This is a genomic window from Streptomyces sp. NBC_00285 (assembly GCF_036174265.1).
Classification (GTDB): domain Bacteria; phylum Actinomycetota; class Actinomycetes; order Streptomycetales; family Streptomycetaceae; genus Streptomyces.
In genome coordinates, this window is the sequence record NZ_CP108055.1 from 8,791,045 (window position 1) to 8,813,894 (window position 22,850).

Sequence of the window (22,850 nt, forward strand, 5' to 3'; positions counted from 1 at the left end):
TGTGTACCTCGCGGACTCCCGGAGCACGGATCCCCGCAGCACGGATTCCCGCACCACCGAGGCCGCCGTCGTCCCGGACTCCCGTCCGGGGCGGCGGCCGGCCGCCGTGCCCGCCACCGTGCTGGCCCTGGGCGCGGTCAGCCTGATCACGGACGTCTCCTCGGAGATGGTCACAGCGGTCCTGCCGCTGTACGTGGTCGTGGGCCTCGGTCTCTCGCCCCTCGGCTTCGGGCTCCTCGACGGCATCAACAACGGCGTGGGCGCCCTGGTCCGGCTGGTCGGCGGCCACTTCGCCGACCGGGGAGGCCGCGGGCACAAGGCCGTGGCGGGCCTCGGCTACGGACTGTCGGCGCTGTGCAAGCCACTGCTGCTGCTCGCCCACACCCTCCCCGTGCTCAGCGCCGTGCTCGCGGTCGACCGCACCGGCAAAGGACTGCGCACCGCTCCACGGGACGCGATGATCTCGCTCGCCACCGAACCCGCCCACCGGGGACGGGCGTTCGGGGTGCACCGCGCCATGGACACCACCGGCGCGCTGCTCGGCCCCCTCGCCGCCTTCGCCGTGCTGCGGGCCACCGTCGACGGCTACGACGCGGTCTTCGCGGTCAGCGGATGCGTGGCCGTACTCGGCGTCCTGGTGCTCGTGCTCTTCGTGCCCGGCCACCGCACCCAGGCGACCGCCGTACAACCGCCGCAGCGGGAACGGCCGTTGCTCCGGGACTCCCTCGGGCTGCTGCGCCGTCCGGAGCTGCGGCGGCTCACCGTGTGCGCGAGCCTGCTGGGCCTGACCACGGTCAGCGACTCCTTCCTGTATCTGCTGCTCCAGCGCCAAGGCGACCTGCCCGCCCACCTGTTCCCGCTGCTGCCGCTGGGCACCGCCGCCTTCTTCCTGCTGCTCGCCGTCCCGCTCGGGGCACTCGCCGACCGCGTCAGCCGCCGCAGGCTCTTCCTCGCCGGCCACGGTGTGCTGCTGCTCGGCTATGGCCTCGTGCTCTCCCCATGGCACGGCGTCCCGGCCGTGATCGCCTTCCTCGTGCTGCACGGCACCTTCTACGCGGCGACCGATGGCGTGCTCGCCGCCGCCACCGCGGGAGTCGTACCGGCACAGCACCAGGGCGCGGGCCAGGCCCTGGTCGGCACCGGCCAGGCATTGGCCCGGTTCGTCTGCTCCCTCACCTTCGGCGCGGCCTGGAGCCTGTGGGGCGGGCGGACCGCACTCGCCGCCACCGCGACGGCGCTGGCGGCCGCTGCCGTCGTGGCCTCGTTCGTCTTCCGGCCCACGGAAGTGGCCCCTGCCGCCCCCCAAGAGGCCCCCACCACCCCCGACGAGGTGTCCGCATGACCCGAACGACCCGTCTGGTGACCCTTCTTGTCGCCGTCGTGGTGCTCGCCGCGGTCGGCACCGGGTCGGTGCTGTACGCCGCCCATCGCTCGGGCATGCGGGACCGGCAGCAGGCGGATGGACCGGCCGTGCGGGCCGGCACCGTCTCGCTGCGCCCGACAGCCGAACGCAGGCTGCTGGTGCGGAACCTGGCCTGGGGCCCGCACCGCGACGAGATCGCCACCGTCCCCGCCGACGATCCGCAGGGCCCGCGCACCGCGTCGGGCGTGAAGTGCCTGCGCTTCCATGCGGCCGCCGGCACCGGCATCTGCCTCCAGGCCGTGCACGGCGCGCTGCAGGACACCTACCGCGCGGTGGTGCTCGACGCGCAGCTGCGCGTCGAGCACCGCTTCCCGGCCGCCGGCATCCCCACCCGGGCCCGGGTCTCGCCCTCCGGACACATGGTCGCCTGGACGGTGTTCGTCAGCGGGGACTCGTACGCCGGAACGAACTTCTCCACCCGTACCTCCATCGTCGACACCCGCACCTGGGCCGCCGACGACAACCTGGAGACCTTCCACGTCATCAAGGACGGCCGGACCTACCACGCGCCGGACACCAACATCTGGGGCGTCACCTTCGCCGACGACCACCGCTTCTACGCGACGCTGGCGACCGGCGGCCGGACCTACCTCGTGCGGGGCGACGTCACCGCACGCACCCTCACCACCCTGCACCCCAACGTCGAATGCCCCTCCCTCTCACCGGACGGGACCCGCGTCGCGTACAAGAAGCGCGTCAAGGGAGCCTCGCCGGACGCCCCCTGGCGCCTGTACGTCCTGAACCTGCGCACCATGAAGGAGACCGCGACCGCCGAGTCCCGCACCATCGACGACCAGGCACTGTGGGCCGACGGCGACACCCTTGTCTACGCCCTCCCCGGCGACTACGGCTCGGACCTGTGGACCGTCCCCGCCGACGGCACCGGTAGGGCCCGCCGCCTGATGACCTCCGCGGTCGCCCCCGCCTATCTGGGGTGACACGACGCTGCCCCGCGAGACCGCTCGGGCCTTGCGGGGCAGCGTCGACGCGGACACCAACTGCTGGGTCAGTGACCGAAGTTGAACCAGTTCACGTTCACGAAGTCGGCCGGCTGGCCGCTGGTGAAGGTCAGATAGACGTTGTGGGTCCCGGTGACGGAGCCCATGTTCGCCGGGACCGTCCGCCAGGACTGCCAGCCGCCCGTGTTGGCGACGGAGAAGCTGCCGACGGGCGTGGCGGTCGGGCTGTCCAGACGCACCTCGACCAGACCGCTGACACCGTTCCCGGCGCCGCTCGCGACCCGGGCGACGAACTGGGTCGCCGCGGTGGAACCGAAGGTGACGTTCTGGTAGAGCGCCCAGTCCCCGTTCGCGAGGGAGCCGATGTCCTGGCCGCCGCCGGTGTCCGTCGTGGTCTCGGTGCTCACGCCGCTCTGCCCGTTGTAGGACTCCGCCTGGATCGTGCCGTAGGCGTCCCTCCCGCCCGACGGCGGAGGCGTGGTACCGCTCCCACCGGCCGACAGGACCTGGACGTAGTCGACGGTCATGGGCACACCGGACTGGGTGCCGGAGTCCAGACCACCGCCGAACGCGTCCGGGAAGGCGCCGCCCATCGCCACGTTGAGGATGACGAAGTAGCCGTGGTTCGTGGCGTTGGCCCAGGTCGTCGCGTCCATCTGGCTCGCGTTGACCGAGTGGTACTGGGTGCCGTCCACGAGGAAGCGGATGGTCTCGGGGCTCACCGAGCGGTCCCACTCCATCGTGTAGGTGTGGAACGCCGACTGGCAGGTAGAGCCGGGACAGGCGACGTTGTTGCCCAGGCCCGTCGTCTCGTTGCACACGCCACCCGGGTTGGTGCCGCAGTGCATGGTGGCCCAGACGCGGTTCATGCCCTGGACGTTCTCCATGATGTCCAGCTCGCCGACGCTCGGCCAGTTCTGGTAGTTGCCGCGGTAGGGCGCGCCCAGCGCCCAGAAGGCGGGCCAGTAGCCCTCGGCGGCGGTGCCGGTGACGTTGGGCATCTGGATGCGCGCCTCGACGCGCAGTTTGCCGCCGGCCGGGGGCTGGAAGTCGGTGCGCCTGGTCTCGATGCGGCCCGAGGTCCAGTTGCCGGCCGCGTCGCGGAGCGGGGTGATGCGCAGGTTGCCGTTGCCGTCGAGGGAGACGTTGCTGGTGCTGTTGGTCATCGTCTCGACCTCGCCGGTGCCCCAGTTCGCGGGGCCGCCGGGGTACGAGGTCCCGGTCGCGTACTGCCAGTTGGAGGTGGAGACGCCGGTGCCCGCGGAGCCGTTGAAGTCGTCGAGGAAGACCTGTGACCAGCCGGACGGGGGTGTGGGTGCGGAGGCGTTCGCGGGCAGGGTGGCGGCGCCTGCGGCCGCGGCGGCGAGACCGAGTGTGGACAGGACGGCGACGAGGGCTCGTCGCCGTCGGGACATGCCGGAGGATTCACTCATGGGGGTGCCTCTCGGGTACGGAGATATGTGCGCGGGTGCCACTTCGAGAGCCTTTGAGAGCGCTCTCAAAGTGGGCCCAATGTGCTCGCAGTCACTCCAGCCGTCAAGAGGTTGAGTCGTGAAAGTCCCTACGGCCCCGGTGAGTTCACCCCTTGAAAGCGGGCATACCCGCTAAACCGCGCTGCCCGCCTTCCAGTCCGCCCATGACAGGTTCCAACCGTTGAGCCCGTTCGACGCCTCCACGGTCCTGTCGCCGGAGTTCTTCACGATGACGACGTCGCCGAGCATGGAACTGTCGTAGAACTTGTAGCCGGCCACGGACGGGTTGTCCGCCCCCTTGGCGTCATGCAGGCCGACACAGCCGTGGCTGGTGTTCTGGCTGCCGAACACCGAGGTCGACGCCCAGTAGTTGCCGTGCACGAAGGTGCCGGAGGTGGTCAGGCGCTGGGCGTGCGGGACGTCGGAGATGTCGTACTCGTCGCCCAGCCCGACGGTCGAGGACTCCATGCGGGTCTGTTTGAACCGCTCGCTGATCACCATGATCCCGGACCACGTGGTGTGGTCGGAGTTGCCGCCGCTGACCGGATAGGTGGCGAGGGTGGCGCCGTCCCGCTTGACGACCATCTCCTTGCTGCCGAGGTCGACGGTGCTGATCTGCGCGCGGCCGATGTGGAAGGTGACGTCCTTGGACTGCATGCCATAGACGCCGTCCGCGCCCTGGACGTCCTTGAGCCGCAGTCCGAGTGTGATCTTCGTGCCGGCCGCCCAGTAGGTCTCGGGCCGGAAGTCGAGCCGGGTGTCGCTGAACCAGTGGCCCACGATCTCGGCCGCGGGCTCCGCGGTGACGGTGATCGCCTTCTGGACGGCGGCCCGGTCGGACACGGCGTGCGAGAAGTTGAGCGACACGGGCATGCCCACGCCGGAGGTGGAGTCCGCCTCGGGGGTGAAGTAGCCCACGAACGTCTCGCCGGGGGACTTCGTGGTGAAGGTGGACCTCTCCTCGGTGCCGCCCTGCGCCGTGACCGCGACCGTGTACTTGGTGCCCGAGTACGGGTTGTCCGACGACGTCCACTTCGTCCTGGTGTCGTCGTAGGACCCGGCGAGCGTCGAGCCGTCGTTGCCGGTCACCTTCACCGAGGCGAGGGTTCCGTCCGTCACCGTGACCTCGACGGGAGCGGCGAAGTCCGCCTTCCTGGTGCCGTCCGCGGGGGTGACGGAGACGGCCGCCTTCTTGGTCGCCGCCTGCACGGACGCGGTCGACCCCGACCCTGGCGACGCGTCCGCCGAACCGTCGCTGCACCCCGCCAGCAGGGTCGCGGCCGGTACGGCGCCGAGTGCGGCGAGGACCCCGCGCCGGGACCACCTCTCCGACAGCTCGGACCGGTTCGATATGTGCGAGTCGCCCACGGTAGGCCTTCCTGGGATGTCCACCTGTTGCGAGTGCATCCTGCGCCTGCTACCTGGGGTGATTCTTTGAATGGACGGGCTGCCCGCTGAGATTCCGATGAAGAGACCGGGAGCGGGCGCCCGGAACCGCCCGCGGACGCGCGAACGGCGGTCAGGTGTGCGTCGGCACGGTCCGCCGGGGCGTCGCCGCCTCCCGCAGTCCGAACCGGTCGTGCAGCCTGCGCAGCGGCTTCGGCGCCCACCAGGCGTGTCGGCCGAGCAGCGCCATGGTCGCCGGGACGAGCAGCATCCGTACGACCGTCGCGTCGATCAGCACGGCCAGGGTCAGGCCGAGGCCGATCTGCAGGATGGGCGAGAAGCCGCCGGTCATGAAGGCGCCGAAGACGATGGCGAGGAGCAGGGCGGCGCAGGTGACGACCCGGCCGGACCGGCGCAGCCCGGTCACCACGGCCTCCTGGTCGTCGCCTGTGCGTCGGGACGCCGTGGAGCCGGTCGGCAGATCCCCGCCTGTGCCACGGCGTCCGGCAGGCGCTCCCCCGGAGGAGGGGCCCGAGGCGGCGGGCGTACGACGGGCGTTCGCCGACCGGCTCTCCCGCATCCGGGCCAGGATGAAGATCTCGTAGTCCATGGCGAGTCCGAAGGCGATCGAGACGATCAGCGGCGGTGCGGTCAGGCTGAGCGCGCCCAGTCCCTCGCCGCCCAGCAGCCCGGCCCCGTGGCCGTCCTGGAAGACCCACACCACCACACCCAGCGCGGCGCCCAGGCTGAGCAGCGTGGTCGCGATCGTGCGCAACGGGAGCAGTACCGAGCCGGTGAACGCGAACAGGAGCACGAAGATGCCGGTAAGGACGGTCAGGGCCGCCCAGGGTGCCCGTACGGCGAGCATCGCGCGGAAGTCGACCAGCCGGGCCGCGACCCCGGTCACCTCGACGGGCTCGTCGCCGCGCACCTCCCGTACCCGCTCGACCAGGTCGGTGGCCGCTGTGCCGTCCACGCTGCCGGTCGGCTGCAGCTCCACGACGCTTTCGCCGCCCGGCAGTTCGCGGGTCTCGGACCGCGGGACCAGGGCGCGGATGCGGTCGGCGGTCGCGGTGTCGGTGCCGGGCTTGAGGACGACGACCACGGGAGAGACACCGGTGCCTTTCGGGAAGTGCGCGTCGACGGTGTCGTACAACTGGCGCGCCTCGGTGTCGGCGGGCAGTTGCCGGGCGTCCCCGATGGCGATCCGCATACCCGTCACGGGCAGGGCGAGGAGCAGCAGGGCCGGGACGACGGTGGCCAGGACGGCGATACGGCGGCGTTGCGCGAGGCGGGCGAGACGGGCGAAGAAGCGTCCTTCCTCGTCCTCGGAGCGCGCCTTGGCGGGCCGGATCCTCCCACCGAACCTCGTGAGCAGCGCGGGCAGCAGGGTGACCGCGGCCAGCATGTCGACCACCACGACGGCGGCGACGGCGAGTCCCATGCTGCGCAGGAACACGCTCGGGAAGACCAGCAGCCCGGTCAGGCTGACGGCGACGGTGAGCCCGGAGAACAGGACGGTGCGGCCGGCTGCGTCGACCGTGCGGTGCACGGCTTCCACTACGTCGTCTGTACGCCGGCGTTCCTCGCGGAAGCGGACCAGCATCAACAGGGCGTAGTCGATGGCGAGTCCGAGGCCGAGCATGGTGGTGACCTGGATCGCGTACACCGAGATGTCGGTGACCTGGCTGAAGGCGAACAGCCCCAGGAACGCCCCCGCGATCCCGCTCACCGCGATCACCAGCGGCAGCGCGGCGGCGCGCAGTCCGCCGAACACGACGATCAGCAGGGCGAGTACGACCGGCAGGGAGATCAACTCGGCTTTCTTCACGTCCTCCTGGGCCCGTTCGCCGAGCTGCCGGCCGAGCAGTTCGCCGCCGCTGACATGGACGTCGGGCGCGTCGATCCGCTTGATCGTCTCGACGGCCGTGTCCGTCGCCCTCTCCTCGGCCTCGTCGCTGAGGCCGCCCTCGAAGGTGACGGGGACGATCAGTGCCTGTCCGTCGCGGGCGGTGAGACCGGGCGTGGTGTACGGGTCGGGTACGGCGGCCACCCCGGCGATCTGACGGACCTCGGCGACGGTCCGCTCGACCTGGGCGCGCAGGGCGGCGTCGGAGACGGCCTCGCCCGCGACGACCGCGGTGACGGACTCGCCGGTCGGATCCACGCCGGAGAGATGGTCGTCGGCCGTGTCGGACTCGGTGCCGGGCACGTCGGGCACGTCGTCGGAGAGGTCGGCGAAGACGCCCGTCCCCAGGCCGAAGCCGAGCAGCAGGAACACCAACCAGAGGCCGATGACGGTCAGGGGGCGGCGGGTCGCTGCCCGGGACAGTGTGGAGAGCACGGTCGCCTCCCGGCGGGTCGAGGAGTGTGATACCGCCCTCAGAGTCGTGCCGCGGGCGTGATCACCGGATCGCCGGGGAGAGCGGTTCGGGGAGCTCCGTCGTACGGGGGAGGAGGGCTGGTTCCTCACTCCTGCGAGGGAGGAATCTTCGGTACCGGTCCGGGAGTTGACCTCAGCGACATCATCAAGGAGGCAGCATGTCCGAGGTACCGCCCGCCGTCCGTGAACTCCGTCTCGTGGTCACGGCCGAGGACTACGACGAGGCGTTGACTTTCTACCGGGACGTCCTGGGGTTGCCCGAACGGGCCGCGTTCTCCTCGCCGGACGGCCGGGTCACCATCCTGGAGGCCGGGCGGGCGACGCTGGAGCTGACCGATCCGAACCATGCGGCGTTCATCGACGAGGTCGAGGTGGGGAAGCGGGTCGCGGGGCACATCCGGGTGGCGTTCGAGGTGGACGACTCGGCAGCCACGACAGCCAGGCTGGCCGAGGCCGGTGCGCAGGTGGTCGCCGAGCCGACGCGTACGCCCTGGAACTCCCTCAACTCCCGCCTGGAGGCGCCCGGTTCGCTCCAGCTGACACTGTTCACGGAACTGGACCAGCCGGACTAGGGGGCGCCCGGGGCCACCAGCCCCGTCTCGTACGCGCAGATCACCGCCTGCACCCTGTCCCTGAGCCCCAACTTGCTCAGCACATTGCTGACATGGGTCTTCACCGTGTGCTCGCTCACGAAGAGGGCCGTGGCGATCTCCGCGTTGGACAGGCCCCGCGCCAGCATCCGCAGGGTCTCCACCTCCCGGGCCGTCAGGACGTCCAGACGGTCCGGGGTGGCCCCGGTGACGGCCTCCTCGCGGCGGCGGCGCACGATGTCCGCGACCAGGCGGCGGGTGACCGCCGGGGCGAGCAGGGAGTCACCTCCGGCGACCACGCGGACCGCGTGCACGAGGTCGTCCCGGCGCACATCCTTGAGGAGGAAGCCGCTCGCGCCCGCGTAGAGCGCGTCGTACACGTACTCGTCGAGGTCGAACGTGGTCAGCATGACCACCTTGCAGCTTGACTGCGCGCACACCCGCCGGGCCGCCTCCAGGCCGTCCATCACGGGCATCCGGATGTCGAGGAGCAGCACGTCGGGGGTGTGCCGGCGCACCGCGTCGACCGCCTCGGCGCCGTTGCCGGCCTCGGCGACCACCTCGATGTCCTGCTGCGCCTCCAGGATCATGCTGAAGCCGCTGCGGACCAGTTCCTGGTCGTCGGCGACGACCACCCGGATGCTCACCCGAGGGCCGCCTCCCGGTCCGCGCCGGCGGGCAGCCGTACGGCGACCCGGAAGCCCCCTTCCGGACCGGGTCCGGTCTCGGCGCTGCCCCCGCAGGCGGCCGCCCGCTCCCTGAGGCCGATCAGCCCGTGCCCGCCGTCCGAGTGCCCGGGGCCCCTGCCGTCGTCGGTCACCGTGAGGGTCAACTCGTCCTCCGCCCAGTCGAGTTCCACCTGTGCGCAGGAAGCGTACGCGTGCTTCACGGTGTTGGTCAGGGCTTCCTGCACCGCGCGGTAGGCGGCGACCTCGGTGTCCGGCGGCAGCGGGCGGGGCCGGCCGCGGACGCTCAACTCGACCCGCAGATCCGTCGAGCCGGAGACCTGACGGACCAGGGCCGGGAGTCCGGCGAGGTCCGGCTGGGGCAGCCGGTGAGCGCCGCTTCGGCGCTCCTCCTCCTTCAACACCCCGAGGATCCGCCGCAGTTGGTCCATTGCGTCCCGTCCGCTGGCCGCGATGGCGTCGAACGCCGCCTCGGCCCGCACCGGATCGCTGCGCAGGACGACCGGCCCGGCCTCCGCCTGGACGACCATCAGGCTCACCGCGTGCGCCAGGATGTCGTGCATGTCCCGGGCGATCCGGGCCCGTTCCTGGGCGATGGCCCTCGCGGTCTCCGCGGCCTGCTCCCGTTCGAGCCGGCGAGCCCGGTCCTCGACGGCGGCGGTGTACGCGCGCTGCACCCGGGCCAGTACGCCGAGGCCGTAGGCGCAGATCATGCCGGTGAGGTGGAAGGCGTACTCGAAGGGCTCGGAGTGCTCCCTTTGCTGCATGGTCACCACGGCCCCGAGCAGCCAGCTCGCCAGCATCGTGCGGCGCTGCCAGGGCAGGCCCCGGGCGGCCATGGTGTAGAGGACGACGAGGCCGCCGTAGAGCACGTCGGGCGGTGGCGCGTGGTAGTAGGCCATCGCCGTGGTGGCCGCCGACACCGCCAGGGCGCACGCGTACGGGTAGCGGCGCCGCCACACCAGGGGGACCGCGGTGGCGGCCCCCAGCAGCCAGCCCACCAGGCTCAGCGGGTCGTCCCCCTCGTCCGGGAACATCCACTGCAGGGACGCGGCGAACAGCACCAGCACGGCGAGCGCGCTGTCGACGACGTACGGGTTCGTCGTCCGCAGACGGGCGACGACGGGGGCGTACCAGGACCGGGCGGCGGACATGAGCGGCTCCTCGGGGCCGGGGCCGTTCCAGTATCACGACGCCCACGCGGCGGAGGCCTCACCGGTGCGAGGGATATCCGGCGCCCGAGCGGGGCGTGGCCGTGGGCTGCCAGCCCAGTGCCCGCGATATCCCGAGTGCCGCCAGCCGTACCGCCGGGATCAACGCCGGTACCTGGGCGTCGCCCTGGGGCACGACGACCGACACCGCGGCGATCACCGCCCCGTCCGGGCCCCGCACGGGGGCCGCCACCGACAGGGCGTCGTCGGTGACCTGACGGCTGCTCACCGCGACGCCGGTGCGCCGGACCTCGGCCAGGACCCGGCGCAGCTTCGCCGGTTCGGTGAGGGTGTACGGCGTGAAGACGGCGAGCGGGCCCGCGCAGTACTCCTCCTGCTCCCGCGGCTCGCAGTGGGCCAGCAGGACCAGGCCGACCCCGGTGGCGTGCAGCGGCCAGCGGGCCCCGACCCGGATGTGCACGCCGACCGACGAACGGCCCGCGATCCACTCGATGTAGATGACGTCCGAGCCGTCCCGCACCGCCAACTGCACGTTCTCGTGGGTGGCTTCGTACAGGTCCTCCAGATACGGCAGGGCCAGCTGCCGCAGGGCGACGCCGCGCGGCGCGAGGGCGGCGACCTCCCACAGCCTCAGGCCGACGTGGTAGACGCCGGAGTCGTCCCGTTCCAGGGCGCCCCAGTCGGTCAGCGCGCCCACCAGCCGGTGCGTGGTCGTCAGGGTCAGCCCCGCCCGCCGGCTGATGTCGGACAGGGACAGCGCCGGGTGGTGGTGGTCGAACGCGGCGAGCACGGACAGCAGCCGGTCCGGCGCGGAACGCACGGTCATGGCTGGTCGGCGACTCTCAGGAGGAGGGCCTGGAGCGTCTCGCGTTCGGCGGCGTCGAGCGGGGCGAGCAGGTCGTTGGTCACCCGGCGGCCCGCCTCGTCGGTGCCGCGCAGGAAGGCCCGGCCGTTCTCGGTGAGGGTGACGATCTTGCTGCGGCGGTCGTCGGGAGAGGGGCGGCGCTCGGTCATCCCGAGCTTCTCCAGGTCGTCGACCAGGCCGACGATCGCGCTGGGGTCGTAGCCGAGCCGTGTGCTCAGCTCCCGCTGGAGGGCGCCGTCGGATCCGGTGAGGTAGCGCAGCACCGCGTAGTGGCGCAGGCGCAGCCCCGACTCCTGGAGGAAGGTGTTGAACAGCTGACCCGAGCGCAGGCCCAGGCGGTACAGCAGGTAACCGGTGTCCGCGTGCAGCCCGCGCATCCACGGCTCCTCCGAGTCGATGGGCTTCGGGGTGACGTGCTGGCGTGTGATGGCGGGCTCCCTGTGCTCCGGGCGTCGTGGTGATCCCAGCATGACGCACCTGTGAGTCGACGACAACTATTGACGTCACCAATTATTGCTCTTAGCTTCGATCTCGTAGCCGCACCTCAAGCATCAGCTCGTGAAGGGACTCGCTCGTGCCCAGCATCGATCTCACCGGCAAGGTCGCCGTCGTCACCGGCAGTGGCCGGGGCCTCGGCCTCGCCTACGCGCACGCCCTCGCCGCCCACGGCGCCTCCGTGGTCGTCAACGACGTCGACGAGGCGGTCGCCGAGCAGGCCGTGAAGTCCATCACCGAGGCGGGCGGAAGGGCCGTCGCCGAGGTGGTCCCGGTCGGCACCACCGAGGCCGCCGAGCGGCTCGTGAACCGGGCGGTGGAGGAGTTCGGGCGGCTCGACATCCTGGTCACCAACGCCGGCATCCTGCGCGACAAGGTGCTCTGGAAGATGACCGACGACGACTTCGACGCGGTGATCACCACCCACCTCAAGGGCACCTTCACCTGCGCCCGCGCCGCCGCCGTCCGCATGCGTGAGCAGGGCGAGGGCGGCACCCTCATCCTGGTCGGCTCCCCGGCCGGCCAGCGCGGCAACTTCGGGCAGACGAACTACTCCGCCGCCAAGGCCGGCATCGCCGCCTTCGCCCGCACCTGGTCCATGGAGCTCGGCCGCGCGGGCATCACCGTCAACGCGATCGTGCCCGTGGCGGCCACCGCGATGACCGAGACCATCCCCGCCTTCGCCCCGTACATCGAGGCCATGAAGAACGGCGAGGCGCTCCCGGACTTCCTGCGCAAGGGCGAGGGCTTCGGCACCCCCGAGGACTGCGCGGCCGTCGTTCCCTTCCTCGCCTCCGAGGCGGCCCGCTCCGTCACCGGACAGGCGATCGGCATCGGCGGCGACAAGGTGGCACTCTGGTCCCATCCGCAGGAGATCAGCGCGGCCTACGCCGACGGGGGCTGGACCCCCAGCACCCTGGCCGACGCCTTCCCGACCTCGGTCGGCGCCGAACTCCAGACGGTCGGCATCCCGGCGCCGAAGCTTCCGGAGGCGTGATGGAACCCCCCGCCAAGACCCCGATGAACGTCGACGAGCTCGTCGCGATCGACGTCCACACCCATGCGGAGGTGTCCTCCAAGGGCCACTCCTCGCTCGACGACGACCTGCACGACGCCTCCTCCGCCTACTTCAAGGTGGAGGGCAAGCGGAAGCCGACCCTTCAGGAGACGGCCGCCTACTACCGCGAGCGGAAGATGGCCGCCGTGATCTTCACGGTGGACGCCGAGTCCGCGACCGGCACCGCGCCCGTCCCGAACGAGGAGGTCGCCGAGGCCGCGGCCGCCAACTCCGACGTGCTGATCCCCTTCGCCTCCATCGACCCCTTCCGCGGCAAGGCGGGCGTCCGGCAGGCCCGCCGCCTGGTCGAGGAGTACGGGGTGAAGGGCTTCAAGTTCCATCCCAGCATCCAGGGCTTCTTCCCCAACGACCGCTCGGTGGCCTACGCCCTCTACGAGGTCATCGAGGAGACCGGCACCATCGCCCTCTTCCACACCGGCCAGACCGGCATCGGCGCCGGCGTCCCCGGCGGGGGCGGCATCCGGCTGAAGTACTCGAACCCGCTGCACGTGGACGACGTGGCCGCCGACTTCCCGCACCTGAAGATCATCCTGGCGCACCCGTCCTTCCCCTGGCAGGACGAGGCGCTCGCGGTCGCCACGCACAAGCCGGGCGTGCACATCGACCTGTCCGGCTGGTCGCCGAAGTACTTCCCGCCGCAGCTCGTGCAGTACGCGAACACGCTGCTCAAGGACAAGGTCCTCTTCGGCTCCGACTTCCCCGTCCTCACCCCCGACCGCTGGCTCGCCGACTTCGAGAAGCTGCCGATCAAGGACGAGGTCAAGCCGAAGATCCTCAAGGAGAACGCCGCCCGGCTGCTCGGGCTGACGAAGCCGTAAGGGGCCCCAGATGCGCAACGAGGGACTCGGGTCATGGCCCGCACGCCGGGCCCGCAAGACCCCGCACCGCACCGCCCTGATCCACGGCGACACGACGGTCACCTACGCCGAGCTGCACATCCGCGTCACCCGCCTCGCCCACGCCCTGCGCGCCCGGGGCATCCGGCGCGGCGACCGCGTCGCCTACCTCGGCCCCAACCATCCCTCCTACCTGGAGACCCTGTTCGCGGCCGGTGTCCTCGGCGCGGTCTTCGTCCCCCTCAACACCCGCCTCGCCGGGCCGGAGATCGCCTACCAGCTCTCCGACTCCGGGGCCAGGGCACTGGTCTACGGTCCCTCGCACGCGGGGCTCGTCGCCGGACTGCCGGGCAGCACCGACGTCCGTACCTACGTCGAAGCCGGCCCGGAGTACGAGCAGTTGCTCACCGGGTCGGCGGTGGACCCGGTCGACGAACCGGTCGCTCCCGACGACACCTGCATCATCATGTACACCTCGGGCACGACGGGCCGCCCCAAGGGCGCCATGCTCACCCACGGCAACCTCACCTGGAACGCGATCAACGTCCTCGTCGACACCGACCTCATCGCCGACGAACGCGCCCTGGTCTCCGCCCCGTTGTTCCACACGGCGGGCCTGAACATGCTGACCCTTCCGGTACTGCTGAAGGGCGGCACCTGCGTCCTGGTCGAGGCCTTCGACCCGAACGCGACCTTCGACCTGATCGAACAGCACCGGATCACCTTCATGTTCGGGGTCCCGACGATGTTCGAGCAGGTGGCGCGACACCCGCGCTGGCCGGACGCCGACCTGTCCTCCCTGCGGATCCTGACCTGCGGCGGCTCCCCGGTCTCGACGCCGCTGATCACCGCCTACCAGGAGCGCGGGCTCACCTTCCTCCAGGGCTACGGCATGACGGAGGCGTCCCCCGGCACCCTGTTCCTGGACGCCGAGCACGCCGTCAGCAAGGCGGGGTCGGCGGGCGTACCGCACTTCTTCAGCGATGTGCGGGTCATACGCCCCGACCTGACCCCCGTCGACGTCGGCGAGACCGGCGAGGTCGTGCTCCGCGGCCCGCACGTCATGCCCGGCTACTGGGGACTGCCCGAGGAAACCGCCGCCTCCTTCGCGGACGGCTGGTTCCGCAGCGGGGACGCCGCCCGCGTCGACGAGGACGGCTACGTCTTCATCGTCGACCGCATCAAGGACATGATCATCTCCGGCGGCGAGAACATCTACCCCGCCGAGATCGAGGACCTGCTCCTCGCCCACCCGGACATCGTCGAGTGCGCGGTCATCGGCGTCCCGGACGACAAGTGGGGCGAGGTGCCGCGGGCGGTCGTCGTCCCGCGCGAGGGCACCACGCCCGACCCCGACGAGGTCCTGGCCTCCCTGGCCGGCCGCCTCGCCAAGTACAAGATCCCCAAGTCCGTGGTGGTCGCGGACGAACTCCCGCGCACCGCCTCCGGAAAGCTCCTCAAGTCCCGGGTGCGCAAGCGCTACGGCTCCAACTCTTAGGTAAGGACAGCTACATGAGCGTCACCGTCAACGGCCTCGACGAACTGAAGAAGCTCGCGGGCAGCGACCTCGGCACCAGCGAGTGGATCGAGGTCACCCAGGAGCGCATCAACACCTTCGCCGACGCCACGGGCGACCACCAGTGGATCCACGTGGACCCCGAGAAGGCGGCGGCGGGCCCCTTCGGCGCCCCCATCGCGCACGGCTACCTCACCCTCTCCCTGTTCATCCCGCTCTTCACCGAGCTGCTGGACGTCCAGGGCGTCACCACGAAGGTCAACTACGGCCTGAACAAGGTCCGTTTCCCCTCCCCGGTGAAGGCCGGCTCCCGCATCCGCCTGGTCGCCAAGCTGACCGACGTCGAGGAGGTGCCGGGCGGTGTGCAGATCACCGTCGACGGCGCGGTGGAGATCGAGGGCGGCGCCAAGCCGGCCGCGGTGCTGCAGAGCCTTTCCCGGTTCTACGCCTAGGACGTCACGTGCGGGGCAGCGGGGAACGGCGCGACCGTTGTGGCTGGTCGCGCCGTTCCCCGCTGCCCCTTCGGGACGCCTGCCTCAGCCGGTGACGTCGACGAAGACCGGGTTGGAGTAGAACCACGTGTCCGCCCACGGGTCGCCGTTGCCGGGCTCGTGCGGAATCGGCCCGTGCGGGTCGACCGAGGCGCCGAGGTAGCCCGCGCCGTGACGGTTGCCGTCGCTGCCGCGCAGCCGGACGTAGAAGGACTCGTCCCCCGCGGTCAGCGGGATGCGCAGGGTGTACGTCCCCTTCCGGCCGGACACGTCCTTCGTCCGGACTACCTTGGTGTCGGGCGCTCTCCAGCTGTCCCGGTCGGCCACCGGACCGCGCACCACGCCCCGGATCACGTCGACGTGCGCCAACTCGGGCAGGATTCCCTGCGGGTTGGCCCGGGAGGCGCTCGTGACCGTCACGTACAGCGTGATCCGCTCGCCCTTGCGGACCCGCAGCCGCCCGCCCAGCGTGACACCGCGCCCGGAGTCGCAGTCCCGCTTCACACGGACGTCCAGCCCGTCGAGCAGATGCCCGTGGTCCACCCAGACCCGGCCCGCGCGCATGCCCGCCATCACCGAGCGGTAGCCGTAGCGGGTCACGCCGACGTGGGTGCGGCTGAACTGGCCCGGCCAGAAGTCGCTGCCGGGCTGCGCGGTGTCGGTGTTCACCGGGTCGGGCAGCTTGCCGGTGTTGTCGAAGTTCTGCCCCGCCGGCCAGTCGCCGTTCTTCCAGGTGTCGAAGACGGTGCGGTGGTTGTCGGAGTTCGTGGTGATCGAGAACAGGCTGCCTTCGGCCAGCATCGAGTCCCACAGCCCGCCGACGGTCGCCGTCGCCCAGTCGAAGCCGCCGTACGTCACATAGGCCTCGGCCGGATAGCCCGACCACGACTGCGCCGACGGCTTGTTCTCGTACTCGCCGCGGATCGACGTCGCACCGCGCCAACCGGGGAGCGCCGCGCCCTGGGCGCCCGGTGCGCCCTCCATGCCGATCATGATCTCGGGGGCCGCGTCCCGCCAGCCCCGCATCTCGTGCGGGGAGTCGATGCCCAGGCGCAGCGGGTGGTTGGCGAGGACCAGGACGTCGTCGACGTGGCCCGAACGGCGCTGCTCCGCCAGCCACTTGATCGCCTTGACGGCGTGGGCCTCGTTGCGGGCGGTGTCCGTGGCGCCGGCGGAACCCTCGGTCCAGCCGAGCAGCTTGCCGTCGTAGGCGAGCTCGAACTGCGTGAGCAGGTCGGTCTCGTGGGGCCCGGGAGCCGCGAACACCGTGCAGTGCTCGGCGGCCGGGATGTACCACTCCAGGCCCTGGAAGATCAGCTGACGCGGGTTCTGCGCGCGGGCCTTGACGATCTCCGCGTGTTCCAGCGCGGCACCGTACTGCGCGTGCCCGAAGTTGGAGTGCTCGTTGAACACCATCCAGTCGAGGCCGTACTTCGCGGCGGCCTTCGCCTGCTGGGAGAACGTGTACTTCGCGTCGTGGCTGTAGACGGAGTGCACATGGTGGTCGCCGACCAGGTAGGCCAGGCGCGGGTCCTCGCCGCCGAAGCCGTGCCCGCGGGGAGCGGCGAAGGCGGGAGTCGCCGCCGAGCCGAGGGCGAACGCGGCGCCGAACAGGCCCGCGCTGCGCAGGAGTCCACGTCTGGACACGCCCTGCGCGTCGAGCTCGGCGGGAGGGACGGAGGGGTCGGCCCAGGAGGGCAGTTGCTGCTCGGTCATGGTGATCCCGTCAGTGCGTCATGAAGGAGGAGACGGGCAGAGCCCGTCCGACGATCCGGACATCGCCGAGCCGGCCGTGGAAGATCTGGTCGATCTTGTCGGCGTACGTGTAGCCGCCCAGCAGCCACGGTTCCCCGGCCGAGGTGATCCCGACGGCGGACGCCTTCGGGTTGCGGACCACCGGGCAGCCCTGGACGTACAGCGTGGTGTGCTTTCCGTCGTTGACGACGGCGAGGTGCCACCAGGTCTCGAGCGGAGTCTCCTGACCCCAGTTGGTGGCGATGCCCTCCTGGTTGAGGGGCCGCATGGCCCACTGCGGCTCACGGTCGTTGGAGAGCGAGAGCGTGGCGAGGGGCTCGTCGGGGTCGTCGCCGGTCTTGCCGGCGGCGCCGCCCGTACCGCGCCGACTGACCAGTCCCGCCCAGGCGTTGTGGTCCGGGTCCCAGTCGGCGGGCATCCGGTAGAACACCTCGATGGTGTAACCGTCTCTGAAGACCGCCGAGTTGAGCGGCGCCTTGTCGACCGTCTGCAGATAGGCGCCCTTCAGAGGCGACTTGTAGCCCTGGAACTCCAGGCTGCCGTGGCCCGGCTGGTCCGGGTGGTGGTCGGCGGACCAGGCCAGCGAGCCGCCGCCGACCGACACCACGGTGAGGTCGTTGCCCCGGCCGGACAGGTCGCGGACCGTGCCGGAGGAGGGCGCCGAGTCGAAGCGCCAGTACGCGGCCGTACCCGGCACCAGCATCTTCGACGCCGGGCGCGCCGCCCGCGCGGGCACGGGGTCGAACCCGGCGAAGCGGGCGGCGAAGTCGATGTCGACGGAGAACCGGTCGGCGTCGCCGCTCAGCTCGACCTCCTGCCGCTCCAGCTCGTTGAGCCCCTTCGAGGCCCGGCCCAGGATCCACGGGGAGACCGTCTCCACGTCGATCACGCCGCGGTCGATGTCGAAGCGGTACAGGCGGATCATGGCGGCACCGCCGAAGTACCGGTTCTGGTAGTTCGTCAGGTGCAGGTGGACGTCGTTGCCCGCCGTGTTCTTCCGGGTCGCCCGGCCGGCCGGCCAGTAGTGCCCGTTGAGGGTCAGGAAGATCTGGTCGTGGTCCTTGACCAGCTGGTCCCACAGCTGCTGACCGTAGTCCGACAGGGTGTCGTCCTCGACGACCAGCTCGTGCGTGGTCAGGACGACCGGCGTGGTGGGGTGGGCGGCCAGGACACTCTTCGCCCAGGCGTACCCCTTGTCCGACAGCCGCCAGTCCAGCGCGAGCACCATCCACTCGCGGCCCGCCGCCTTGAACAGGTGATAGGTGTTGTAGCCGTCGGGGGAGGCGCCGCCGAAGGTGCCCTGGCCCTTGAACCGGGCGGGACCGAAGGTGTCCAGGTACGGCGTCGCGCCGCGCTGGTCGGTGGTGGACGACTTCACGTCGTGGTTGCCCGCGAGGACGCTGTAGCCGACGCCCCGCCGGTCAAGGAGCCTGAACGCCTCGCCGATCGCCGCGAACTCGGGCGCCGCACCGTTCTGCGTGAGGTCGCCGAGGTGGGACAGGAAGACGATGTTCTCGTCCTTCCCGTGCTCCAGGAGATACCGCAGCGAGGCCTCGACGGGAGCCTTGTCGATGCTCGGCCCGTCGAAGAGGTACTGGGTGTCGGGCATCACGGCGAGCGTGAAACGCCGGCTCTCCGTGTCGGGCCGCCGGCCGGACGACACCGAGGCCTCGGCCACGGTCGGCAGCGCGATCGCGGCCGTGGCCGCCGCGCCCAGCAGTGCCGTCGCCCGCAGAAAACTGCGCCGTCCGGCGCCGGCCTGCGCGGCCTCGCCCTGGTTGTGGTCATGCGAAGTACACACGTGTGCTCCGTAGCGAAGGGAAGTCGAGAGGGGATTCAGAGCGCGCGCAGGGTCCAGCTCCAGCGATGGACGCCCGGCGCGACGAGATGGGAAGCAGAGGTGTCGGGGCCGCACGAGGCGGTGCCGAGGCCGCGGTGGGCCGCGTCGATGTGCACCACACAGCCCGCCCGCGGGACGAGTTCGTCGTGGTGCGAGGCGCCGGTGAGGTCCGCGGCGCGGTACCGGCTCACACCGACCTGGCGCGGTTCGTCCAGGACGACCGAGAGGCCGGTGGCGTCCGGCGCCGAGAGCGTGAAGTGCCGTACGCCGTGCCGGCCGCCGCTCTCCTGCGGACGCAGATAGGGGGTGAACAGCTCGTCCACGGGCACCGAGTGGCAGCCGACGGGCGCCCCGAAGGCGCGGTCCGGATACGACTCCCAGGGGCCCTGTCCGTACCACTCCATCAGGTCGAGCCCCGCGACCGTCTCGAACACCGAGCCCACCCGCGCCACGTCGTGGAACTCGCCCGGCAGCTCGGCCGACTCCTCGACGTGGACGCCGCCCTCGACGGCGGTGAAGACCTGCACATGGCGGACGACACCCGCCTCGCAGACGTACTCGGCACGCACGGTGGTCCGTCCCTCGCCCCGGCGCACGTCCGCGACCTTGCGTACCGGCGACTCCAGGCCCAGGTCACGCCAGCGGGGCGCCATGCCGCCCAGTTCGTCGTTGTCGGTGGGCGCCCGCCACAGACAGAGCGTGGGGGCGCAGGTGAGCAGGGGGTGGACCAGGAGCCCGTCGCCGTCGACCTCGACGGAACGGTTCCGCACGGCCACGGGAGCCTCGGGCACCGCCTCCCGCAGCCGTACCTGCGGCAGGCACACCACCGTGCCGCGCTGCGCCCACGGTTCGTCCTGTGCGGTCGTCACCCGCAGGGTCAGCCACGCCTCACCGCCCTCCTCGGGCAGCTCGAACGGCAGCGCCACCGACGCCGTCTCGCCGGGCCGAAGATCGGGCAGCTCGGCGGGCGCGGTCAGGGTGCGGCCGTCGGCCAGGGACAGCTCCCACTCGCCGGCCAGCCAGGCCAGGCCCCGGAAGTGCTGGTGGTTGCCGAGGACGATGCCCTCGTGCCGGAAGCACTCGATGCGCACCGGCGCCGCGATCTCCCGGTGCTCGTACATCACCGGCTTCGGCGTGCGGTCGGGAAAGACCACGCCGTCGGCGATGAAGGCGCCGTCATGGATCGCCTCGCCGAAGTCACCGCCGTACGCCCAGCGGTGGCCGGGCGCGGCGACACCGTTGTCATAGAGTCCGACGCCCCCACGTCCGACCGGTCTGCCGTCGTTCACACGCTGCAGAATGCCGTGGTCCCAGAACTCCCAGATGAACCCGCCCTGAAGACCTGGCGTTGACTCGATGGCCGCCCAATGGTCCGCGAGCGTGCCGTTGCTGTTGCCCATGGCGTGGGAGTACTCGCACCAGATCAGCGGCTTGGTCTGCCGCCCGGACAGGGCGTGGTCCACGCACTCCTCCAGCGAGGCGTACATGGGGCAGGCGATGTCGGAGGCGTCGCCGGTCGCCGCCCAGTCGAGCTTGGCCGCCCCCTCGTACTGGACCGGCCGGGTCGGATCGTGCCGGCGCACCCAGCCGGCCGCCGCGTCGTGGTTGGCCCCGTAGTCGGACTCGTTGCCCAGTGACCAGATGATCACCGACGGGTGGTTCTTGTCCCGGAGCACCATCCGCGAGACCCGGTCCACGAAGGCGTTCAGATAGCGCGGGTCGTCGGCGATCTCGTGGGCGTGGTCGTGCGACTCGATGTCCGCCTCGTCGACGACGTAGAGACCGAGCTCGTCGGCCAGGTCGTAGAGGGAGGGATCACCGGGGTAGTGGGAGGTGCGGATCGCGTTGAACCCGAAGCGCTTCAGCGTGATCAGGTCCGCGCGCAGGTCGTCGTACGACACCGTCCGCCCGGTCAGCGGGTGGAAGTCGTGCCGGTTGACGCCCCGGATGAAGACCCGCTCGCCGTTGACCAGCAGGTCCCGGCCGACGATCTCGACGTCCCGGAATCCGATCCGGTGCCGTGCGGTGTCGGCGACCGTGCCGTCGGCGCGGTGGAGCCGCACAGTGAGGTCGTAGAGCTCGGGAATCTCGGCGTTCCAGGTGCGGACGTTCGGGACCCAGGTGGTGAGACGTGCCTCGCCGAGGAAGTCGGAGACCCGGTCGTCCTCCCGGTTGAACCGGTCGAACTCCACGTCCTGCGCCAGCTGAAGACCGTCCAGCTCACCGCTGACGTACCACCCCTCGGGGAGCGCCCCGCCCGTGTCCCGCACCCGGCAGTCCACCCGCAGCTCACCGCCGTGGGAGGCCCGCACGCCCACGTCGGCCAGGTGCAGCGGATCCGTCGCGTACAGCAGCACCGAGCGGGTGATCCCGCCGTGCCACCACTGGTCCTGGTCCTCGATGTGCGAGGCGTCCGACCACTTGACCACCGTCAGGCGCAGGGTGCTGGGCGAGCCGGCGCTCACCAGGTGGGTCAGGTCGAACTCGGCGGCCAGATGGGAGTCCTTGGAGACGCCGACGGGCCGCCCGTCCACGTGCACGAGGAGCACGCTCTCGGCGGCCCCGACCTGGAGCACGACCCGGCGCCCGGCCCACTCGGCGGGGACGTCCACCTCGCGTTCGTGGACGCCGGTGGGGTTGGCCGCGGGGGAGTGGGGCGGGAACTGCGGGAACGGCATCGTGACGTTGGTGTACTGCGGCAGGTCGTCCGTGCCCTGCATCGTCCAGACACCGGGGACGTACGACGACGACCACGCACCGCCGACCGGCGCGTCCGGAGCTGGCAGCAACTGGAAACGCCAGTCGCCGTCCAGGAGGAGTGCTCCGGAGCGCCGGTCGACGGCGTTCATGGGCAGCCGCCCCCAGGAGGTCACCTCGGGTGCCTCCCAGGGGCGCAGGGCGATGAGGGGATCGGCGGGGTGGGGTCCGCGGGGTGCGTCGGTCATGACCGTTCCGAAGTCGGTGGCGGGGTGGGTGGTGCCGGGGTGCGGCAGGACTGTCCGTGGCTGTGCAGGACCCTGCCCTGCAGGCCCCAGGCCGGGTCGACGGGGACGCCGAGCCGGTCCAGGACGGTGGGGGCGATGTCGATGAGACGCGGTGTGTCGAGCCGGGTGCCGCCGGGCATGCCGGGCTCGGCCAGGACGACGAACACCTCGCGCTCGGCGTGGGTGTCGCCGCCGTGACCGCCGGTGTCGAGGTGCCCGTGGTCCGTGGTGACCAGCACGGTCCAGCGCTCCCGCGCGCGGGCGGGGTCCGTGCGCCGGGTGTCGATGGCGCCGAGGAGCCACCCGAGGTGGGTGTCCTGGGTGCGCAGGGCCCGGTCGTAGGCGAGGCTGTGCGGGCCCATGGCGTGGGCGGCCTCGTCGGTGGCGCCGAAGTACACGAACACGGCGTCGGGATCGTCCTGGCCGAGCCAGCGCTCTGCTGTGCGGGCGACGAGGCGGTCCGCGGTGTCGTAGCCGTCCGTCTCGCCGTCGTGGCGCACCCGGCGGCCGATGGCGGGGCCGAGGGTGCCGCGCCGGATCAGCTCCGGCCAGGACACCACGGCCGCGGTGCGCAACCGGCGCCGGGTGGCGACGGCCCGGCTCAGGAAGTCGGGGTAGCGGCCGTAGTCGGCCCCGGCGAAGTCGTTGCCCCGCACACCGTGCCGGTCCGGCCACACCCCGGTCAGCACGCTCGACCAGCCGGGCCCGGAGTCGGTGTAGGCCATGCTGGTGGACGGCCCGTCCGGGGCCTGGCCGTCCACCTCGCCGTAGGGCAGCAGGCTGGTGCCGTGGGCGCCCGCGGCCATCAGGGCGTGCAGCACCGGCGCCACCGCCGGGGAGCGGGTGAGCAGGTCGTACCGCAGCCCGTCCATCCCCACCACGAGCACCTTGCCGACGTCGTAGGTCACCGTCCACCCCT

Annotated in this window: 18 protein-coding genes; 7 read left to right on the top strand and 11 right to left on the bottom strand. The window is 71.4% G+C overall.

Annotated features, from left to right (window positions below; genetic code table 11):
* The first annotated feature begins 1 nt into the window (after position 1).
* Both OHT57_RS40290 and OHT57_RS40295 read left to right on the top strand, forming a co-directional pair.
* A complete protein-coding gene (locus OHT57_RS40290; RefSeq protein ID WP_328751785.1) occupies positions 2–1,342 on the top strand; it encodes an MFS transporter in 1,341 nt (446 codons plus the stop codon).
* Positions 1,339–2,361: a TolB family protein gene (locus tag OHT57_RS40295; protein ID WP_328751786.1), complete on the top strand. Its 1,023-nt coding sequence runs from the start codon at positions 1,339–1,341 to the stop codon at positions 2,359–2,361. The genes OHT57_RS40290 and OHT57_RS40295 overlap by 4 nt, the downstream gene beginning before the upstream one ends.
* 68 nt (positions 2,362–2,429) lie before the next feature.
* On the opposite strand, the gene OHT57_RS40300 is transcribed toward OHT57_RS40295, so the two are convergent.
* The 3 genes from OHT57_RS40300 to OHT57_RS40310 all read right to left on the bottom strand — a co-directional run bounded on the left by OHT57_RS40300 (position 2,430) and on the right by OHT57_RS40310 (position 7,584).
* On the bottom strand, positions 2,430–3,815 hold the full coding sequence (locus tag OHT57_RS40300; RefSeq protein ID WP_328751787.1) for a glycoside hydrolase family 16 protein: 1,386 nt from the start codon (positions 3,813–3,815) through the stop codon (positions 2,430–2,432).
* A 171-nt stretch (positions 3,816–3,986) separates the two neighbouring features.
* A complete protein-coding gene (locus tag OHT57_RS40305) occupies positions 3,987–5,222 on the bottom strand; it encodes a L,D-transpeptidase (protein ID WP_328751789.1) in 1,236 nt (411 codons plus the stop codon).
* A gap of 151 nt (positions 5,223–5,373) precedes the next feature.
* Entirely contained in the window at positions 5,374–7,584 is a 2,211-nt protein-coding gene (locus OHT57_RS40310) for an MMPL family transporter (protein WP_328751791.1), read from the bottom strand.
* A 197-nt stretch (positions 7,585–7,781) separates the two neighbouring features.
* On the opposite strand from OHT57_RS40310, the gene OHT57_RS40315 reads away from it, so the two are divergent.
* Positions 7,782–8,195, top strand: a complete 414-nt coding sequence (locus tag OHT57_RS40315; protein WP_328751793.1) for a VOC family protein — start codon at positions 7,782–7,784, stop codon at positions 8,193–8,195.
* Here OHT57_RS40315 and OHT57_RS40320 read toward each other — a convergent pair.
* From OHT57_RS40320 to OHT57_RS40335, 4 genes are read right to left on the bottom strand one after another with little or no spacing between them, the layout of a single operon-like run.
* Positions 8,192–8,860 (bottom strand): response regulator transcription factor, encoded by a 669-nt coding sequence (locus tag OHT57_RS40320; protein ID WP_328751794.1) that lies wholly within the window; start codon positions 8,858–8,860, stop codon positions 8,192–8,194. The two genes, OHT57_RS40315 and OHT57_RS40320, sit on opposite strands and share 4 nt — an antisense overlap.
* A complete protein-coding gene (locus tag OHT57_RS40325) occupies positions 8,857–10,053 on the bottom strand; it encodes a sensor histidine kinase (RefSeq protein ID WP_328751796.1) in 1,197 nt (398 codons plus the stop codon). Before OHT57_RS40325 ends, OHT57_RS40320 begins: the two co-directional genes overlap by 4 nt.
* 58 nt (positions 10,054–10,111) lie before the next feature.
* Positions 10,112–10,897 (bottom strand): IclR family transcriptional regulator, encoded by a 786-nt coding sequence (locus OHT57_RS40330; protein WP_328751797.1) that lies wholly within the window; start codon positions 10,895–10,897, stop codon positions 10,112–10,114.
* Positions 10,894–11,313 carry a MarR family winged helix-turn-helix transcriptional regulator gene (locus OHT57_RS40335; RefSeq protein WP_328751798.1) on the bottom strand — a complete coding sequence of 140 codons (420 nt, stop codon included), beginning with the start codon at positions 11,311–11,313 and terminating at the stop codon, positions 10,894–10,896. Before OHT57_RS40335 ends, OHT57_RS40330 begins: the two co-directional genes overlap by 4 nt.
* Before the next feature lie 197 nt (positions 11,314–11,510).
* On the opposite strand from OHT57_RS40335, the gene OHT57_RS40340 reads away from it, so the two are divergent.
* Genes OHT57_RS40340 through OHT57_RS40355 form a run of 4 tightly spaced genes read left to right on the top strand, consistent with a single transcriptional unit; the run spans position 11,511 to position 15,313 of the window.
* Positions 11,511–12,428: an SDR family NAD(P)-dependent oxidoreductase gene (locus OHT57_RS40340; RefSeq protein ID WP_328751799.1), complete on the top strand. Its 918-nt coding sequence runs from the start codon at positions 11,511–11,513 to the stop codon at positions 12,426–12,428.
* Positions 12,429–12,451: 23 nt separating this feature from the next.
* Complete coding sequence (locus OHT57_RS40345; RefSeq protein WP_328753463.1) at positions 12,452–13,327, top strand: amidohydrolase family protein; 876 nt, start codon at positions 12,452–12,454, stop codon at positions 13,325–13,327.
* Between the two features lie 10 nt (positions 13,328–13,337).
* Entirely contained in the window at positions 13,338–14,843 is a 1,506-nt protein-coding gene (locus tag OHT57_RS40350; protein WP_328751800.1) for an acyl-CoA synthetase, read from the top strand.
* 14 nt (positions 14,844–14,857) lie between these two features.
* Positions 14,858–15,313 (top strand): MaoC family dehydratase, encoded by a 456-nt coding sequence (locus OHT57_RS40355; protein ID WP_328751801.1) that lies wholly within the window; start codon positions 14,858–14,860, stop codon positions 15,311–15,313.
* Positions 15,314–15,397: 84 nt separating this feature from the next.
* On the opposite strand, the gene OHT57_RS40360 is transcribed toward OHT57_RS40355, so the two are convergent.
* Genes OHT57_RS40360 through OHT57_RS40375 form a run of 4 tightly spaced genes read right to left on the bottom strand, consistent with a single transcriptional unit; the run spans position 15,398 to position 22,839 of the window.
* A complete protein-coding gene (locus OHT57_RS40360; protein ID WP_328751802.1) occupies positions 15,398–17,068 on the bottom strand; it encodes a PHP domain-containing protein in 1,671 nt (556 codons plus the stop codon).
* Positions 17,069–17,078: 10 nt separating this feature from the next.
* Positions 17,079–18,908 (bottom strand): LamG-like jellyroll fold domain-containing protein, encoded by a 1,830-nt coding sequence (locus OHT57_RS40365; protein WP_328751803.1) that lies wholly within the window; start codon positions 18,906–18,908, stop codon positions 17,079–17,081.
* 35 nt (positions 18,909–18,943) lie between these two features.
* Positions 18,944–21,892 (bottom strand): glycoside hydrolase family 2 TIM barrel-domain containing protein, encoded by a 2,949-nt coding sequence (locus OHT57_RS40370; RefSeq protein ID WP_328751804.1) that lies wholly within the window; start codon positions 21,890–21,892, stop codon positions 18,944–18,946.
* The gene (locus OHT57_RS40375) at positions 21,889–22,839 is read right to left on the bottom strand and encodes an alkaline phosphatase family protein (RefSeq protein ID WP_328751805.1); all 951 of its coding nucleotides are present in this window, start codon (positions 22,837–22,839) and stop codon (positions 21,889–21,891) included. The genes OHT57_RS40370 and OHT57_RS40375 overlap by 4 nt, the downstream gene beginning before the upstream one ends.
* Positions 22,840–22,850: the final 11 nt, after the last annotated feature.

Excerpts from the sequence above, each read along its gene's own strand:
- OHT57_RS40295 (WP_328751786.1), top strand. The coding sequence starts at position 1,339 with ATGACCCGAACGACCCGTCTGGTGACCCTTCTTGTCGCCGTCGTGGTG.
- OHT57_RS40300 (WP_328751787.1), bottom strand. The coding sequence starts at position 3,815 with ATGAGTGAATCCTCCGGCATGTCCCGACGGCGACGAGCCCTCGTCGCC.
- OHT57_RS40315 (WP_328751793.1), top strand. The coding sequence starts at position 7,782 with ATGTCCGAGGTACCGCCCGCCGTCCGTGAACTCCGTCTCGTGGTCACG.
- OHT57_RS40325 (WP_328751796.1), bottom strand. The coding sequence starts at position 10,053 with ATGTCCGCCGCCCGGTCCTGGTACGCCCCCGTCGTCGCCCGTCTGCGG.
- OHT57_RS40330 (WP_328751797.1), bottom strand. The coding sequence starts at position 10,897 with ATGACCGTGCGTTCCGCGCCGGACCGGCTGCTGTCCGTGCTCGCCGCG.
- OHT57_RS40335 (WP_328751798.1), bottom strand. The coding sequence starts at position 11,313 with ATGCGCGGGCTGCACGCGGACACCGGTTACCTGCTGTACCGCCTGGGC.
- OHT57_RS40345 (WP_328753463.1), top strand. The coding sequence starts at position 12,452 with ATGAACGTCGACGAGCTCGTCGCGATCGACGTCCACACCCATGCGGAG.
- OHT57_RS40350 (WP_328751800.1), top strand. The coding sequence starts at position 13,338 with ATGCGCAACGAGGGACTCGGGTCATGGCCCGCACGCCGGGCCCGCAAG.
- OHT57_RS40355 (WP_328751801.1), top strand. The coding sequence starts at position 14,858 with ATGAGCGTCACCGTCAACGGCCTCGACGAACTGAAGAAGCTCGCGGGC.
- OHT57_RS40360 (WP_328751802.1), bottom strand. The coding sequence starts at position 17,068 with ATGACCGAGCAGCAACTGCCCTCCTGGGCCGACCCCTCCGTCCCTCCC.
- OHT57_RS40370 (WP_328751804.1), bottom strand. The coding sequence starts at position 21,892 with ATGACCGACGCACCCCGCGGACCCCACCCCGCCGATCCCCTCATCGCC.